The following is a 17,145-nucleotide window of genomic DNA, read 5'->3' as shown; positions in this document are numbered from 1 at the left end:
TTTACTCCTTAAACTTAATTATGCTCAGCCAAACAGATATCAGGCTGAAAAATTGTTTTAAAAAAAGGGGCACTAACGTCCCCTTCTTTTACAAAGATATGAGATAACTAATTATTCAGCAGCAGTTGCAGCCTGTTTTTCTTCTGCGGCCTGAGCAGCCTGAACCACTTCCTGTAAAGACTGAGCTTTACCTTCCAGAATGGCATCAGCAATACCACGGCAGTACAAACGAATTGCCTTAGCTGAGTCGTCATTACCCGGAATTACATATTTAACATCATCAGGGCTGTTATTGGTATCAACCACAGCGATAACCGGAATACCCAGTTTAGCTGCCTCTACCAAAGTACCTTTCTGATAACCGGTATCGATAACGAAAATTGCATCAGGCAGGCCTTTCATATCTTTGATACCACCCAGAGAACGTTCCAGCTTAGCAACTTCACGCTGCATTTCCAATACTTCTTTTTTACCGTAACCGGCTTCAGTAGCATTTTCCAGCGCAACAGTTTTTTCTTCCAGACGTTTAATAGACTGTTTTACGGTTTTGTAGTTAGTCAGCATACCGCCCAACCAGCGATGATCAACATAAGGAGCACCGGCGCGGGTAGCTTCTTCCTTAACGATATCACGTGCCTGACGTTTAGTACCTACGAACAGTACAGTTCCTTTATTGGCAGCCAGACGACGTACTACATCCTGAGCCTCTACAAACATCGGCAGGGTTTTTTCCAGATTGATGATATGGATTTTGTTACGCGCACCAAAAATGTACTCAGCCATTTTCGGATTCCAGTAACGTGTCTGATGACCAAAGTGTACGCCTGCTTCCAGCATCTGGCGCATAGTAATTTGTGACATAATAATCTATCCTTAAAAGGGTTAAAGCCTGACACTGCCACGCATAGAACTCTGTAACAGAGCACCCTTTCGCGTACAGTGCGAGCGTTGTTTATTTTTACCGAGGTAAAACATTCAGATGATACAGAAAAAAAGCAGTTACGGCAAGTATGCAGCTTTACGGTATCCTGCCTGGGTATTAACAGGCTAAATTATGCAGATACATACAGATAAAAGACAACAGCGTAGTTATTTACGCCGGCAGCGTCAGCAGTTAAAGGATGATATACGTCAGCATGCTACTACCCGAATTAACCGCCTACTCTATCCTCTGATCCGACGTGAAAAACGGATAGCCGTATACTGGGCAGTAGGCAGTGAATTATCACTGTGGTCATTTATTATTACTGCTCAGAAACGCGGAGCAACAGTTTATTTGCCTTATATTGCAGCCAGACAACGACAATTATGGTTTACTCCCTGCCCTATCCTCTCTCATAGGCAAGCTACAGCTCGTTTTATGGCTCAGTACGGTTTAAAACAAAAGCGCGGTTTAATTCCTCAATTTCATGGTCAGCGGATTCGGGCTCGCTATTTACATACTCTGATTGTGCCGTTGCTGGGAATTGATCAAAAAGGTAATCGTCTGGGACAGGGCGGGGGTTATTACGATGCCACACTTTCAGCATTACAATCCTGGCAACCGAAATTAATAGGGGCTGGTTTTGCCTGCCAGCGGTTACAAGAAATTCAAACTGAAAAGCATGATATCAAAATACCTTATTTTGTCTGTGAACAAGGTGTTGTGCACTTTAAGCTGGGTATAAATAAATTATCTGCCTGAATATTTATACAGAAAATGGTTTTAGTATTTAAGATACTTTTAAAAGTATAAATAAGGCGATAAATTTAATTTCAAAAATCTTAAATAGATTGTAAAATAAAATATTATGCAAAGGTAATATTTTTAAATGAAGATATTGCGGGATATATTTATTAGAGCTTGGCTTATGATTTCCTGATGATATGCTAATTGAACTATCTAAAGATAAAAAATTTTGGCTCCAAAGAATAGAAAATACGGTTTAGCTGGAATAAACGGTTATTTATCTGAATATAAACCAGTCTTATTAAATTTTATCTTTCAAGATAATTTATTCTATGATTTTTTATTTTAAAGATGATTTTATTATGCTTAAACCAGACAGGATAACTGTATTAATTATTAATAATATCAACAAAATTCAGAGTAAGAATTAGAAACTGTAAACTATCAGTATCACCTTGGTTAATACAATACACTTTATCTGCTGATGCAAAATATACCATTTAGATTCAAGAGAAAGTTTTGACTATTATTCCGCAGAAATTTAAAAGAAAAAGATAAAAATTAAATGATTATTTTCTTTAAGCTTCAGCGTTATTAAACAATATTATTCAGCAAGTTTTCTCTTCGTTGTTATCATTTAGTAATCAGGAATTTAGCTGTCTCGTTATTTCTGAATAGATCCCATTTTAAACTAAATCAAATCAATTATAAGGTTAGCTAAGTCTTATATTCGAAGGTGCTACCGACAAATATATAATTCAGCACATAAGTACAATTTTCTTAGAAGGCAAAACAATAAAATACGGATATCAGTATATTTATTGTTTTGCCCGATAATCGGTAATAGTCTGGAACTAATAATTACAAGCGAGTAAATATCTGCTCTTCAGGCAGGCGTGATTTTGGCCGGGTAGCATTACTGTCATTAGCGGCACGATAGCCAAGACTGACTACCAGTACGCTTTTCAACCCCTGCTGTTGCAGACCAAGAATTTCATCCATTTTCTGATCATCAAAGCCTTCAATTGCTGTTGAATCGATACCAATAACAGCTGCTGCAAATAATAACTGCCCCAATACAATATATAACTGTCTGCTTTCCCACTCAAGCTGGCTATGTGGTGTCGCGCTATTTTTATTAACATAAAAATGGCGACCTTTATCCATCATTTCCTTGATTTCACCTTCTCCGAAACGACCATCCTTTTCTTCCTGAGCCAGTACATTCTGTAAATGCTGCTCATCCAGGGGGGTTTTAGCACAGAATATTAAGGTATGTGATGAATCAGCTACCCGCGGATGATTCATTTCTACAATTGCCGGCATGATTTTGGCACGAGCATCGTCATTATCCACTACAAAAAAATGCCAAGGCTGTGAATTTACTGATGAAGGGCTGTTTCTGATAACTTCAAATAGTTGCGCCAATTGCTCTGCCGGAATTTTTTTTGTTTTATCATAATGTTTGGTCGTATAACGCTGTCTGGATATATCAGTAATATTCATTGTCTGGATTCCTGTTGTTTCTCAATAATTATTAAATAATTCAATTGATTATTTTAATTCAAAAATAATAATCATATTGATTAAATAGGTAAGGATACTCATAAAATATATATAACCACTATATATAATATACCGGCTATATAAATCAATTAGCTTACATTAATATATATTTGAATATGGTACTTCTGAAAAATTTTACCAATAGTATTTTATGTAAAAAATTGTTCAGTAAAATAATAATGTTCATGGTATACATTACTTTTAAACCAGTATATTTAGTGTATCTAACTTCTCAATAACATACTGAAATCATCACTATTCATTGTTGTTTAATTTTTTGCTGACACTGATAACAATATATTTTACCGCCAAATATATTTTTATGATTCCGGCAATAATCAACTACGCCTGATGAAATATTTTTATGACACATGGAGCAAAAATAATAAGTTGCTGAACTCAAATTTTCATTTTGTGGATGAGCTATATGAGCTGATTTAGTTATCAATTGATCAGATGACTTATTCAAACCAAAATAACTTGGCCAGTCATATCGTGCTGGTTGATGCAACTGCACCAGCTGACGGGCAAATTTTTGTATACTGGCAATTGGTGCCGTACGGATAAAACTTAAGATACCCGCGGGTTTGCTTAACTGCTGTACTTTTGTTTGCAATTGCTCATTTTTTATTACGCTGTCCAATCCAGAAACTGGATTTCGGGGACGCCGGACACAGGCATCGTTAGAGACGAGTATCAGGCTATATAATGACGGACGCAATTTTCTGCCAAAACGGATGGGCAGCTGAATCTTATCTGAAAGTAATAAATTATTCAGCAGGCTGATATGACGTCGGTTTTGTTCAAGAGGAGAAGACATTCCCTGTTCATTACCTTCATATATACGTGAAAACTCACCCTGCTCATTAATAATCAGGCTGCCAGTTATTCTTTTACTTTCACATACAAATATTTGTAGATAGCGGTTAATCAGCAAATGGTCGATTTGTGCCACTTTTCCCTGATACTTTAATCTTAAATCATTAATAATTACCCATTCGGAATGATTGCCAAAATGAAACTGCAGCTGATAAGCAGATTCTGCTTCACCTTTGATTCCCGAACGGATTAACCGCAGATGATGTTCAATATGCTGACGCGTCTGCTGTGTTAGATCAGACCGTTGCAATAGCTGGTGGAGTATTTCTATGTCTTTTACTTTACTGTCAGCCTGCTTAAAAATCATTTTTAGAATTCAATTGCAATAATTAGTGATAGATGTCTGTCTGGGTCTGATATGGGGTTTTCTATGATTGTCCGGTAAATGATAAAACCACCGGAAACCAAAAGAGTCGTATTATATTTAATAATACGACTCACTAGCTATAATGATTATGCCAAATAAGCTATTATGTTTTTCTCATGATTTAGCTATCAAGTTTGATAAATTTCTGCATATCATTAGTCTGACAGGCTGTTAACTGCGAAAATAAAAAAACCGCTGTTATCAGCGGTTTTCAGAATCTGGTGCCCAGGGACGGACTCGAACCGTCACACCTTGCGGCGGGGGATTTTGAGTCCCCTGCGTCTACCAATTTCGCCACCTGGGCTAGCGAAGAAGACGCATTATAACGGATTTTCCATGGCTGTAAAGAATTTTTTTATGGTAAAAAATTTTTTTAACTGATTCTGAATAAAATATTGATTTTATTTTTGGATTTTTTTATATTTTACTTATTAATTTTAAAATTAAAAAATTTCTGAATTTTAAATATTTATTTAAAGTTCATTTTTGTATTATTATTAACTTTATGCTTAACATACAAAATTTTCTGGCTGTATTAACATCCGCGATTTTATTGGGTGCCTGCCAGCCTCAGTCGGCAGTTAACAATGCTCAGCCAGCAAGTGCTGATTCAGCCAAACCACTGCATCAGTATAATTTTGAAGGCAGTGATGTACGCGATGCCGGCTTGGGTGGTAAAGATTTTTCCTTGCTTGGTTCTGACGGTAAAACAGTACATCTGCGTGATTTTCAGGGTAAAATAGTAGTATTAGTGTTCGGTTATACCCATTGTCCGGATGTTTGCCCGACTAATCTGCTTGCTTACGCAGATGCAATAAATCAGCTAGGTGAGCAGGGAAAACAGGTACAGGTATTGTTTATTACGGTTGATCCGCTGCGTGATACACCACAGGTTATGGAAGCTTATGCTCCAGCATTTAATCCTGACTTTATTGGTTTAACTGTAAATAAACAACATCAGCAAGAGCTTAATAACGTTATTAATCAGTATAAAATTGCTGTACATAAAGTAGCAGGCAGTAGTTCCGGTGAATATTTAATGGATCACAGCACAGGAACATATTTAATTGATAAACAAGGCCGTACCGTAGTTTATGAACCACACAGCCAGACAGCGGCACAATTGGCTCATGACATAAAACAATTACTGGATTAAAATTATTTAATTATTATTTTTATAATTTCTGCAAACTTATTTTTCTGCAAAAATAATTTATTGTTTAATAAGTTTGCTTTTATGTATATTATTCAACACTGACAAAAAAATGACTGTACAATTAACCATAGCGTTATCTAAAGGTCGAATTTATGAAGAAACCCTGCCATTACTCGCTGCGGCAGGAATTAATGCTATTGAAGACCCGGAAGAGTCACGTAAACTGATTATTAATACTAATCATGACAATATCCGTTTAATCATTGTTCGGGCAACAGATGTGCCTACATATGTGCAATACGGAGCAGCTGATTTTGGAATCGCAGGAAAAGATGTTTTAATTGAACATGATGGCGACGGATTATATCAACCTTTGGACTTGAATATTGCCCGTTGCAGAATGATGGTAGCCGTACGCAAAGGGTTTGACTACGCAGCAGCTTCACAACCCGGCTGCCGTTTACGCGTAGCCAGTAAATACCCTAATATTGCGGCTGAACATTTTGCCGGCAAAGGCGTACACATTGATTTAATTAAATTATATGGTTCAATGGAGCTGGCACCTCTGGTAGGGCTGGCTGATGCAATTGTTGATTTGGTTTCGACGGGTAATACGTTAAAGGCAAATAACCTGGAGGCTGTAGAGCATGTTGTAGATATTTCCAGCCGGCTGGTCGTAAATAAGGCAGCCTTAAAGCTGAAATATGCAGCTATACAACCAATTATTAATGTATTTACTAGTGCACGAAATCACGAAATTTAAATTTTTTATTAACAGGAATTCTATAAATGACTACGGAAAATTCGGCCAAACTGGCAGTACTTATTGATGCTGATAATGCTTCAGCCAGTATTGTTGAATCTTTACTGGAAGAGATTGCCAAATACGGTATTGCCAGCGTTAAACGCATTTATGGCGACTGGAGCAGCGGCCTGTCCAAATGGAAAGATGCACTGTTACCACACGCTATTACCCCTGTACAGCAATTTGCCTATACTAAGGGAAAAAATGCCACTGATATGGCTATGGTAATTGATGCCATGGATTTATTATACAGTAATACTTTTGACGGCTTCTGTATTGTATCCAGTGACAGTGATTTTACCCGTCTGGCTTCCCGTATTCGTGAAAATGGTCTGACTGTTTATGGTTTCGGGCAGAAAAAAACGCCCGAATCTTTCCGTAAAGCATGTGATAAATTTATTTATACTGAGAATTTACTTAGCCATACCACAGTAGATATCGGTGAAGATAAAGCCCAGACACCGATTTTCCGCAATAAACGCAAAACTCCGGCTGAGCTGAAACAGGATACTGCACTGATGAATCTGTTCCGCAATGCAGTGAAGGAGCATGCAGATGATGATGGCTGGACATCACTGGGTGTTATCGGTCAGTATATCAACAAGGTAAATTCCGATTTCGATGCACGTAATTATGGTTATACCAAACTCTCTTATCTGATCAGTGCCATCGATATTTTTGAAACTCAGATGCACGGCAATCATTTATGGCTGCGTCTGAAAAAACGCAATAGTAGCCTTGCGCCTAAAACAGAAAGCAAACCTTACACATCGGTTAGTGAGCCGACAGCTTTCCAGCAGAATAATGATGCACCCCTGGTTATTACCATTCCGGCAGTCAGCACAGCCATGCCGGCAGAAAAAGTAAGTGTAACCATAGAGCCGGAAGAAAAAAGCAAGGCTAAAGAACCGGTGCTGGTACAGATTGAAACCAGAGCTCCGGAATTCACCAGTTATGAAAAGGGCCGGGAAGATCAGACTAAACGCGGCCGTGGCCGTCCTCGCAAAACAGTATTCGAAACGACGGTAACTCCTGCGGAAAGTAGCCGTGGTCGTGGTCGTCCGGCAAAATCCGGTTTCAATAACCGCTCATCCAAATCCGGTCGTTCTTCTGGTGAAACATCCAGCCAGCACCACTGGAACCGTCTGGTGCCGATGGTACAAAAGGCCATTGAAAGAACCTGTGATATTGAAGGCTGGGCGACAGTGAGCTCAGTTGCTCGCGAGCTGGTAACCAGCGATGGCGGCTTTAATGCTAAAGACTATGGTTTTGACAATGCCAATAATGCTATCTCGGCAATTAGCAGTGAGTGGGTAGACAGCCGTAAGGCCGGCCGTGGCTTACGGGTACGGGTAGTAAAACCTTATGATATTGAAGTAGATGGTAATACTATTCCGGCTCATGAACTGGCCGCTAAATCAAAAACACCGGTTATCGATGAAGATGACGATAATTTCGGCAACAATTTTTAATTAATGATATCAGGATCGGGCAGCTCAGGCTGCCCGATATACATAGGCATGAAATATATTTCCACGCTGGATGCTGATTTTAAAGCCCAGCTAACTGCATTACAGGCATTCGAAACTGCACAGGATCCGCAAGTGGATGTAGCTGTAGCCGCTATTTGTACAGATGTGCAGCAACGCGGTGATGCAGCTGTAATTGAATATACTAATCGTTTTGATCACACACAGGCTCAGTCTATGGCTGATCTGACATTAAGTCAGACAGATCTGGCTGCAGCATTTGCCCGTCTGCCGGCAGATGTGCAGACAGCTTTACAAACTGCTGCTAAACGGATTGAAAGCTATCATCAGCACCAGAAACAGCAATCATGGCAATATGAAGATGAAAATGGTACTTTACTGGGGCAGCAAATTACTGCTCTGGACAGAGTAGGTATTTATGTACCTGGCGGTAAAGCGGCTTATCCAAGCTCAGTGATGATGAATGCTATGCCGGCACATGTAGCCGGTGTCGCTGAAATTGTGATGGTTGTGCCGATGCCATATGGAGAGAGAAATGATATTGTTCTGGCAGCAGCTTATGTAGCCGGAGTAACTCAAGTCTTTACTATAGGTGGCGCTCAGGCCATAGCAGCTTTAGCTTATGGAACACAAAGTATTGCTCAGGTTGATAAAATTACCGGACCCGGCAATGCTTATGTTGCTGCAGCCAAAAGGCGGGTATTTGGTGTTGTTGGTATTGATATGGTTGCCGGCCCCAGTGAGATTCTGGTGATTGCTGATGGTACTACTCCGGCCAAATGGGTGGCTATGGATCTATTCAGTCAGGCAGAGCATGATGAAATTGCACAGGCTATACTGATTACAACCAATGCAGATTATGCTCAGGAAGTAGAAGCTCAGATGAAGGAGTTACTGGCACAGATGCCACGCAAGGATATCATTGAAGCTTCACTGACTAATCGCGGAGCCATTATTCAGGCTCAGAATCTGGATGAAGCATGTGATATTGCCAATTATCTGGCCCCTGAGCATCTGGAGCTTTCTGTAGCTGAACCACAAAAATGGGCACCGAAAATCCGGCATGCCGGTGCTATTTTTATGGGGCAATATACCAGTGAGAGTCTGGGAGATTATTGTGCCGGCCCTAATCACGTATTACCAACCAGCCGTACTGCTCGGTTTGCTTCCCCGCTGGGTGTATACGATTTTCAAAAACGCAGCAGTCTGATTCAGGTTTCTGCTGAGGGTGCCCGACAGTTAGGACAAATTGCCAGCATTCTGGCACATGGTGAAGGCCTGACTGCACACGCAAGGTCTGCTGAACTGCGTATGGAATAAAGATTTTATTCACACGTGCCAATGCTTCAATAGCATTGGCATTTTTATTTATGTTGTGTGACTAACTATTTCATGCAGATTTTAATCTATTTCTGGAATCTGTGTTTAAGCTGAACCCAGATGATTGAAAATACAAACTCTAATAATAATACGATAATAATTTAAATCAAATATCATAAAAATAAGCAATTTTCTAATAAAAAACCTAAAAATATTTTGTATTTTTATATGCTGAATGTTTTCAGACTACAATACTAAACGTAAATTTAAACAATTATTTGTAAGTGTCATTTTTCTCTTTTGACACACTCTGGTAAGCTGGGCTTATACTGAATTATGAATACACTGCTATTCCAATTTTATAGTAAGGAGTTAATAATGCAGATTAAAAGACTGGATCATCTGGTATTAACTGTTAAAGATATTCAAGCCTCCTGCGCTTTTTATGCTGATGTACTTGGCATGCAGGTAAGTACATTTGCAGATAATCGTACTGCTTTGCATTTTGGTCAGATGAAGATTAATTTACATCAGCAAGGACATGAATTTGAACCTAAAGCGAAACACCCTACTCCCGGTTCTGCTGACTTGTGCTTTATTGTAGAGCAGACTCTGGATGAAGTAATGGCTGTTTTACATCAGCATAATATTCCATTAGAACTAGAGCCAACTTCTCGTACCGGAGCTTGTGGAAAAATTACTTCGATTTATATTCGTGATCCGGATAATAATCTGATTGAATTATCGAATTATTCAAATCAATAAATTTACCCGGATAATTTATTACTAACAAAAACATTCGAACATGATAACTAAATACCTAATGATTATTTATTGCTTAAAATAAATAAGTTAATCATAATAAATAAATTTAAATAATATCTAAACATATATTTTCCAAATTTTATTATATTAATTCATATAAAATTTTTATAAAATATTTTATATATGGTATTGCAATTGTAAAATCTATTCATATATTATTATTGCATCAATTCGATGTTTATTTCTATATTTGGAGATTTTATATGCAAAAAAAACCTTTAGGAACGACTTGTAAGACGGGTGAAAAATGTCCTGAAAGTGGTGTTTGGAAAGTCCAAGAAGAACCATCAACAACCGCTCCTATTGCCGTAGGTAATACATTTCCACCCTATCGTGGCAAAGCTGTTACTTGGGTATTAATTATGTACGCTTAGTATAAAAAAGCCTAAATCTTTAGATTTAGGCTTTTTTATACTGTTTAATAATTATTCAATAATATGTTCAATTACTTAGTTTATATGTTTATAGTTAAAAATTTTACTAAATACTAACAATCCACTATAACAACTGTTAAATACCTTGAGCAAAAGCTGAATTAAACTAACTACAATTTTTGAAATTTATTTACTCTAATCAAACAAATCAAAATGTAATAACTAACGTGCAATGCGATTGTCTACTTAATAATATATTCTACCTAGAATAAGCTCAATTTCTAAATACAAAGCAATCTTAAATTATTATAATATCCAAGAAATTATAATTCTATTCGTTAAAAGTTATTTGCATTAATCTGACTGAGCGGGCTAAGCTGTCTGTGATTATATTTTTTGAGCTATGCCATAATATATCTTGCATTTTTACAATAATATTTAAAAGTCAGTTTATTGAATTACTTTAAGATAAGGGGAAAGAATTTCACTGCTTTCCCCTGTTAATCATTATATTCAGATTCGTTCTGCCAGCTCCTGAGCCTTGCCTACATATAATGCAGGAGTAAGCGCCAGTAACTGTGCTTTTGCCGTGTCTGGAATAGCCAGCTGATTTATAAATGTCTGCAAACTTTCAGGGGTAATTCCATGCTTACCACGGGTAAGTTCTTTAAGCTGCTCATACGGGTTGGCTATCCCATAGCGGCGCATTACTGTCTGAATCGGCTCAGCCAGCAGCTCCCATGTTGCATCCAGATCTGCGGCAAATGCAGCAGAATTGATTTCCAGCTTATTCAGACCACGCAAATGCGCTGTCAGTCCCAATATAGTGTAACCGAAGCCCGTCCCCATATTACGCAATACAGTACTATCAGTTAAATCGCGCTGCCAGCGGGATACCGGCAGTTTTTCAGCAAGGAATCCCAGCACAGCATTGGCCATACCCAGATTACCTTCTGAATTTTCAAAATCAATCGGATTGACTTTATGTGGCATGGTAGAAGAACCAACTTCTCCGGCTTTAACTTTTTGTCTGAAATAACCAATAGAGATATAACCCCAGATATCACGGTTAAAATCGATCAGAATGGTGTTTATACGGCTAATCGTCTGGAAAAATTCTGCCATATAATCATGTGGTTCAATCTGAATAGTATAGGGGTTAAAGGTCAGCCCCAGATTATATTCGACAAAACGGCGGCAATGTCCTTCCCAGTCTATATCGGGATAGGCAACCAGATGCGCGTTGTAATTACCTACAGCACCATTGATTTTACCCAGAAACTGCTGTTGCCGAACTGATTCCATTTGTCTTTGCAGACGAGCCACGACATTGGCGATTTCTTTACCCAGTGTACTGGGAGTAGCCGGCTGCCCATGGGTACGGCACATCATAGGCAAAGCAGCATGAGTATGCGCCAGATTGCGCAATACAGTTATTAGTTCATTAAGCTTAGGCAGCAGTACTTCATCACGAGCCTGTTTCAGCATCAGAGCATGTGAAAGATTATTGATATCCTCACTGGTACAGGAAAAATGAATGAATTCACTGACTGCCATAACTTCAGGTACATTGGCAAAACGCTGTTTCAGCCAGTATTCAATAGCTTTCACATCATGATTGGTTGTGGCTTCTATAGCTTTAACTGCTTCGGCATCTGCTATTGAAAATTCAGCAATAACACGATCAATTTCTGCAATGGTGGCCGGACTGAATGGCGGAACTTCACTGATTCCAGCTTCGGCTGCCAGTGCTTTCAGCCAGCCAAGCTCAACCTGTACGCGAGCATGCATCAGACCATATTCAGAAAAAATCGGGCGCAAATCAGCCACAGACGATGCATAGCGCCCATCCAGCGGAGACAGCGCATATAACGGATTTATCATGTTTCTTCTACTTCCAGAGTTATCAAAAGACAATTTTCAGTTAATCCAAAGTTTCGGTATTAACCGGTTCATCAGTAAAAAACTGTAGTGCCTGCTTTCCCGGTTTCGGATGATTCAGTATCTGACGCAAATCATGCAAACGGTGCACAATAGTCTGAGTAACAGCATTGGCTTGCTGCAACGCAGACTCATCACAGTCAGAATGAGTCTGTCCGAACAGCATCGAATCCAGCAGTTTACATACATACATACTGTCATGACCATAAAAATTGACACCGATGTCGGTCATGCCGGCTTTATCAAAAAGGGTAGCGACCATGCAGCTTTCTATTGTCGCCAGACCAAGTGCACCATCTTCCCCGCCCAGCTGCCGAAACAGCGAGTCAGCCGGAAAACCACCACAGGCAAGAAAATAGGCACGGTTAAAAACAGTATTGGTAGCGGTAATCATTTCAAATGTGCGCCAGGCCAGATTAAACTGTTCATGCTTACAGTATTTTTCCGGAATATTGTATCCGGTTACCGGCAGGCGCAATAAACCGCTGTTCGGGCGAAAGTGAAATACAGCACATGCTGCCTGTAAGGCATAAGGCTGATAGGCGTCATCGGCATCCAGAAAAGCAATGTGACTGCTGACAGACAGTAATGCTCCCCAGTTGCGCGCCAGCGCAGGTCCGCGGTTAGAAGCCAGATATTCTGCACGAATTTTTTGCGGATAACGCTGTTGCCACTGTTGGATAAAGGTGACGGTATTATCGGTGGAAGCATCATCAACCAGCCACAGACAACCGAGCTCCGGCTGCACCAGCACACTTTCTACAGCCCGTCCCAGTGTATTTTCTGCGTTGTAGCAGGGAATAATGACATCAATACAATTCATGCTGCTACACACCTTAAAAAACCAAGGCTGTCTGAATGCATCAGACAGCCGCGTGACTTTTACTTAAACACCCTGTTTCAGACTGGCTTCAATAAAACCATCAAGGTCGCCATCCATAACTGCCTTGATATTGCCGACTTCATAGCCGGTACGCAAATCTTTAATGCGCGATGAATCGAATACATAAGAGCGTATCTGATGCCCCCAGCCCACATCATCTTTACTGGCTTCCAGATTCTGCTTTTCTTCATTACGCCGGCGCATTTCCAGCTCAAACAATTTTGCCTTAAGCATATTCATTGCTTCTTCGCGGTTACGGTGCTGAGAACGGTCATTCTGGCACTGCACCACAATACCGGTCGGTTCATGGGTAATACGTACAGCTGAGTCAGTTTTATTAATGTGCTGACCACCTGCTCCAGAAGCACGATAGGTATCAATACGCAAATCAGCCGGATTGATTTCAATTTCAAAGCTGTCATCGACTTCAGGATAGACAAATACCGATGCAAATGAAGTATGCCGTTTGTTATTTGAATCAAAAGGTGAATACCGTACCAGACGGTGAATACCGGTTTCAGTACGCAGCAATCCGTAGGCGTACTCTCCGTCCAGTTTAATGGTAGCACGATTCACACCGGCAATTTCGCCTTCATCTTCTTCAAGTATTTCTACTTTAAAGCCTTTGCGTTCACCATAACGCACGTACATGCGCAACAGCATCCCAGCCCAGTCTTCCGCCTCTGTACCGCCGGCACCGGCAACAATATCTATGAAGCAGTTATTGACATCGGCAGGCTGATTAAACATACGTTTAAATTCCAGCTGTGCCAGTTCATCCTGTAAAGCGGTAATATCTGCCTGAACGGCTTCAAAACCGTCTGTATCATTTTCCTCCACAGCCATCTGCAGCAGCATCCGGTTATCTTCGATACCGCTGTGCAGATGATCCAGTGTGAGTACGATGCCCTCCAGCACTTTGCGTTCTTTACCGACTTCCTGAGCTTTTTTCGGATCGTTCCACAACTCAGGATCTTCTGACAGACCAATTACTTCTTCGAGGCGGTCTTTTTTGCCAGCGTAGTCAAAGATACCTCCGTAAATCGTGACTACGGGATGCCATATCATCCAGAATATTATTTAATTGATTAATCTGCTCCGCTTCCATGATGTTCTCTTAGCCATGTATTTGAAAATAGGCGCGTATTATAACAGAAGCCGGTGTGTCAATCAGGCCGCTTTTAAGCGGCCTGATGATAAAGAATAAATTGTAATCAGATGTTGATTGATAATTCTTTTTACCCGTTTACGGTACGTGGTGCCAAAGCAGTTAGTTTGTATAATAAATAGCGCAGTACGATGCCATAAGTAGGCAGGAAAAACAGAGCGGCAACGCTGATTTTGAACGCATAATCGGTCAGGGAAATCTGTAACCAGTTCTCGGCCATAAATGCATCCGGCGAATGGTAAAACGCAACAGCAAAAAACAGCAATGTATCTACAGCACTGCCTAAAACAGCAGAAGCACTGGGAGCAGGCCACCAGCGCCGGCACTGCCGCAGCCGGTTAAATACCAGAATATCCATCAGTTGACCGACCACATAGGCTGTAAAACTGGCCAGGGCAATGCGGGCAACAAATAAATCAAAATGGCTTAATGCCGCCCAGCCCATCCAGTGCCCGTCCTGAAACAGGACAGAAATGGCATAAGAAAACAGTAATGATGGCAGCATTACCCAGAAAATGATTCGGCGCGCCAGACCTGAACCAAAAATTCTTACCGTTAAATCAGTGGTAAGAAAAATAAACGGAAAGGTAAAAGCACCCCAGGTATTGTGTAATCCAAATAAAGTAAAGGGAAACTGTACCAGATAATTACTGGCTACGATTACCAGCATGTGCCAGAACGTCAGCCAGCGCAATGCCTTATAGCGTTGCGCATCAGAAAATTCATACATATTTATTCCTATCAGTTGTATCGGTAACTGCGCCAGGCAGTAAAACTGCCCGGATGATGTAAACCGGCAGCCTGAGATACTTGTGTCATTTTAAGAAGACTTATTTCACCTGAAACTGAAGTAATCGCTGTGCAGCCATATCGCTATAACGTGTATCAGGCTCACCATAATTGGCATACGGATGGATGGCGATACCGCCACGCGGTGTAAATTCACCATATACCTCAATGTATTTGGGCTGCATCAGGGCAATCAGGTCTTTCATGATGATATTGACACAATCTTCATGAAAATCACCATGATTGCGGAAACTGAACAGATACAGTTTTAATGATTTGCTTTCTACCATACGCAAACGCGGTAAATAATTGATATAAATGGTAGCAAAGTCCGGCTGGCCGGTTTTCGGGCACAGACTGGTGAATTCAGGACAGATAAATTTAACGAAATAATCGTTATCAGGGTGTTGATTGTCGAAGGCTTCCAGCAGCTCCGGGGCATAATCACTACGGTATTCCGTATGCTGATTACCCAGCAGGCTCACCGTGCCCAGATTATTTTGCGCACGCATATATTTGATTTCCTAGTTTTTTTATGTGGGAGGTTTACGAACCACAGGGTGGGCGATTGTACCTGAAATTTGTCTGAAATCAAAACTATATCAGTAAAATCCTCTCTATTCCGTAAAGACAATATAATGGTTATTATTAGTATATTATTCCGAGAATTTATAAAAAATCATCATAAAAAATAATTAAATGTTATTTAAATCCGAATTTAAGCAAGAATATATCTTTGCCAAAGTTTTGTCCTTGCTTTTTAAGCATATTCATTATAGCCTGATGGATAAATCACGAAAAATTTAAAATAATAGAGTCAGACAGGAATTACTATGAATCAGGTAGCATCCCGCCCAATTGATGATGTCAGAATTAAAGAAATTAAGGAACTGTTGCCACCCATTGCTCATTTATACGAATTGCCCATTACAGAGCAGGCCTCTGAGGTAGTACACAATACACGCCATGCTATTGCGGATCTGGTACATGGCAAGGATAAACGTCTACTGGTGATTATCGGTCCGTGTTCTATCCATGATCCGGCAGCTGCTATTGAATACGCTAAGCGTCTGAATGTATTACGTGAAAAATATGCACAAGAATTATTGATTGTTATGCGGGTTTACTTTGAAAAACCGCGTACTACGGTAGGCTGGAAAGGATTTATTAACGATCCGCATATTGATGGTTCCTATGATATTAACTATGGTTTGCGTCTGGCACGTAAACTGCTGCTGGAATTAAACAATATGGGGATGCCGGCAGCCACCGAATTTCTGGACATGATTACTCCGCAGTATTTTGCCGACCTGATTTCATGGGGAGCAATCGGTGCCCGTACAACCGAAAGTCAGGTACACCGCGAGCTGGCCTCAGGTTTAAGCTGTCCGGTAGGTTTCAAAAATGGTACTGACGGCAATCTGAAAATTGCTATTGATGCCATTGGTGCTTCCAGCCATCCGCATCATTTTCTTTCAGTAACCAAGGCTGGCCATTCGGCCATTGTACGCACCAGCGGTAATCCTGACTGCCACATCATTCTGCGTGGTGGTAAAGAACCTAATTACAGCCATGAATATGTACAGGCAGCGGTAAATGAACTGAACAAAAATCAGGTTACTCCTAATCTGATGATCGATTGCAGCCATGCCAACAGCCGCAAGGATTACCGCCGGCAAATGGAAGTAGCACAGGATATTGCCGCACAGATTCAGGCAGGTGAACAGCACATTATGGGTGTAATGGTAGAAAGTAATTTGATGGCCGGACGACAGGATAACCCGGAAAATTACGGTCAGAGTATTACCGATGCCTGTATTGGCTGGGAAGAAACAGAAACTATGCTTGCCTTACTGGCACAGGCTGCACAGGCACGTCAGCAAAAGTAAACAGTATCGACACTAATATATGAT

General features: G+C 40.3%; 16 protein-coding genes, 1 tRNA gene and 1 riboswitch. Of the genes, 8 read left to right on the top strand and 9 right to left on the bottom strand.

What is annotated here, in order from left to right; all coding sequences use genetic code 11:
- Nucleotides 1-111 precede the first annotated feature (111 nt).
- Nucleotides 112-861 carry a 30S ribosomal protein S2 gene (gene rpsB, locus GYX91_RS00205; protein WP_025329694.1) on the bottom strand — a complete coding sequence of 250 codons (750 nt, stop codon included), beginning with the start codon at nucleotides 859-861 and terminating at the stop codon, nucleotides 112-114.
- Between the two features lie 193 nt (nucleotides 862-1,054).
- Here rpsB and GYX91_RS00200 point away from each other — a divergent pair, with 193 nt between their 5' ends.
- Nucleotides 1,055-1,684, top strand: a complete 630-nt coding sequence (locus GYX91_RS00200) for a 5-formyltetrahydrofolate cyclo-ligase (RefSeq protein ID WP_078474548.1) — start codon at nucleotides 1,055-1,057, stop codon at nucleotides 1,682-1,684.
- An 846-nt stretch (nucleotides 1,685-2,530) separates the two neighbouring features.
- Here the strand turns inward: GYX91_RS00200 and nfsB are convergent.
- The 3 genes from nfsB to GYX91_RS00185 form a co-directional block, all read right to left on the bottom strand.
- Nucleotides 2,531-3,175: an oxygen-insensitive NAD(P)H nitroreductase gene (nfsB, locus tag GYX91_RS00195; RefSeq protein ID WP_174829658.1), complete on the bottom strand. Its 645-nt coding sequence runs from the start codon at nucleotides 3,173-3,175 to the stop codon at nucleotides 2,531-2,533.
- A 319-nt stretch (nucleotides 3,176-3,494) separates the two neighbouring features.
- Nucleotides 3,495-4,421 (bottom strand): nuclease-related domain-containing protein, encoded by a 927-nt coding sequence (locus GYX91_RS00190; RefSeq protein WP_084584896.1) that lies wholly within the window; start codon nucleotides 4,419-4,421, stop codon nucleotides 3,495-3,497.
- A 279-nt stretch (nucleotides 4,422-4,700) separates the two neighbouring features.
- Nucleotides 4,701-4,785, bottom strand: a tRNA-Leu gene (locus GYX91_RS00185).
- Between the two features lie 201 nt (nucleotides 4,786-4,986).
- Between GYX91_RS00185 and GYX91_RS00180 the strand changes: the two genes are divergently transcribed.
- The 6 genes from GYX91_RS00180 (at nucleotide 4,987) to GYX91_RS00155 (ending at nucleotide 10,451) form a co-directional block, all read left to right on the top strand.
- Nucleotides 4,987-5,637 (top strand): SCO family protein, encoded by a 651-nt coding sequence (locus GYX91_RS00180; protein WP_078474550.1) that lies wholly within the window; start codon nucleotides 4,987-4,989, stop codon nucleotides 5,635-5,637.
- Between the two features lie 109 nt (nucleotides 5,638-5,746).
- A complete protein-coding gene (hisG, locus tag GYX91_RS00175) occupies nucleotides 5,747-6,400 on the top strand; it encodes an ATP phosphoribosyltransferase (protein ID WP_025329689.1) in 654 nt (217 codons plus the stop codon).
- A 26-nt stretch (nucleotides 6,401-6,426) separates the two neighbouring features.
- Nucleotides 6,427-7,914: an NYN domain-containing protein gene (locus GYX91_RS00170; protein ID WP_078474552.1), complete on the top strand. Its 1,488-nt coding sequence runs from the start codon at nucleotides 6,427-6,429 to the stop codon at nucleotides 7,912-7,914.
- 48 nt (nucleotides 7,915-7,962) lie between these two features.
- Nucleotides 7,963-9,252 carry a histidinol dehydrogenase gene (gene hisD / locus GYX91_RS00165; RefSeq protein ID WP_174829657.1) on the top strand — a complete coding sequence of 430 codons (1,290 nt, stop codon included), beginning with the start codon at nucleotides 7,963-7,965 and terminating at the stop codon, nucleotides 9,250-9,252.
- 378 nt (nucleotides 9,253-9,630) lie between these two features.
- Nucleotides 9,631-10,017: a VOC family protein gene (locus tag GYX91_RS00160; protein WP_096766017.1), complete on the top strand. Its 387-nt coding sequence runs from the start codon at nucleotides 9,631-9,633 to the stop codon at nucleotides 10,015-10,017.
- 263 nt (nucleotides 10,018-10,280) lie between these two features.
- A complete protein-coding gene (locus tag GYX91_RS00155) occupies nucleotides 10,281-10,451 on the top strand; it encodes a hypothetical protein (RefSeq protein WP_172397057.1) in 171 nt (56 codons plus the stop codon).
- A gap of 513 nt (nucleotides 10,452-10,964) precedes the next feature.
- Here the strand turns inward: GYX91_RS00155 and purB are convergent.
- The 5 genes from purB to queF all read right to left on the bottom strand — a co-directional run bounded on the left by purB (nucleotide 10,965) and on the right by queF (nucleotide 15,744).
- Nucleotides 10,965-12,335: an adenylosuccinate lyase gene (purB, locus tag GYX91_RS00150; RefSeq protein ID WP_174829656.1), complete on the bottom strand. Its 1,371-nt coding sequence runs from the start codon at nucleotides 12,333-12,335 to the stop codon at nucleotides 10,965-10,967.
- A 40-nt stretch (nucleotides 12,336-12,375) separates the two neighbouring features.
- A complete protein-coding gene (locus tag GYX91_RS00145) occupies nucleotides 12,376-13,215 on the bottom strand; it encodes a glycosyltransferase family 2 protein (RefSeq protein WP_174829655.1) in 840 nt (279 codons plus the stop codon).
- 63 nt (nucleotides 13,216-13,278) lie between these two features.
- Nucleotides 13,279-14,383 (bottom strand): peptide chain release factor 2 gene (gene prfB / locus GYX91_RS00140; RefSeq protein WP_096766013.1). Its coding sequence is split into 2 segments (ribosomal slippage): nucleotides 13,279-14,301 and nucleotides 14,303-14,383, totalling 1,104 coding nucleotides; the frame shifts between segments, so codons are not numbered across the junction.
- A gap of 130 nt (nucleotides 14,384-14,513) precedes the next feature.
- Nucleotides 14,514-15,173: a 7-cyano-7-deazaguanine/7-aminomethyl-7-deazaguanine transporter gene (locus GYX91_RS00135; RefSeq protein ID WP_025329683.1), complete on the bottom strand. Its 660-nt coding sequence runs from the start codon at nucleotides 15,171-15,173 to the stop codon at nucleotides 14,514-14,516.
- A gap of 100 nt (nucleotides 15,174-15,273) precedes the next feature.
- Complete coding sequence (queF, locus tag GYX91_RS00130) at nucleotides 15,274-15,744, bottom strand: preQ(1) synthase (RefSeq protein WP_025329682.1); 471 nt, start codon at nucleotides 15,742-15,744, stop codon at nucleotides 15,274-15,276.
- 6 nt (nucleotides 15,745-15,750) lie between these two features.
- A riboswitch (PreQ1 riboswitch) is annotated at nucleotides 15,751-15,795 on the bottom strand.
- 270 nt (nucleotides 15,796-16,065) lie between these two features.
- Between queF and aroG the strand changes: the two genes are divergently transcribed.
- Nucleotides 16,066-17,121: a 3-deoxy-7-phosphoheptulonate synthase AroG gene (gene aroG, locus GYX91_RS00125; RefSeq protein ID WP_174829654.1), complete on the top strand. Its 1,056-nt coding sequence runs from the start codon at nucleotides 16,066-16,068 to the stop codon at nucleotides 17,119-17,121.
- Nucleotides 17,122-17,145 lie beyond the last annotated feature (24 nt).

It is taken from the genome of Snodgrassella sp. ESL0304, assembly GCF_013344995.1.
GTDB classification, from domain to species: Bacteria; Pseudomonadota; Gammaproteobacteria; order Burkholderiales; family Neisseriaceae; genus Snodgrassella; species Snodgrassella alvi.
This window is presented reverse-complemented; position numbering and strand designations above follow the sequence as displayed.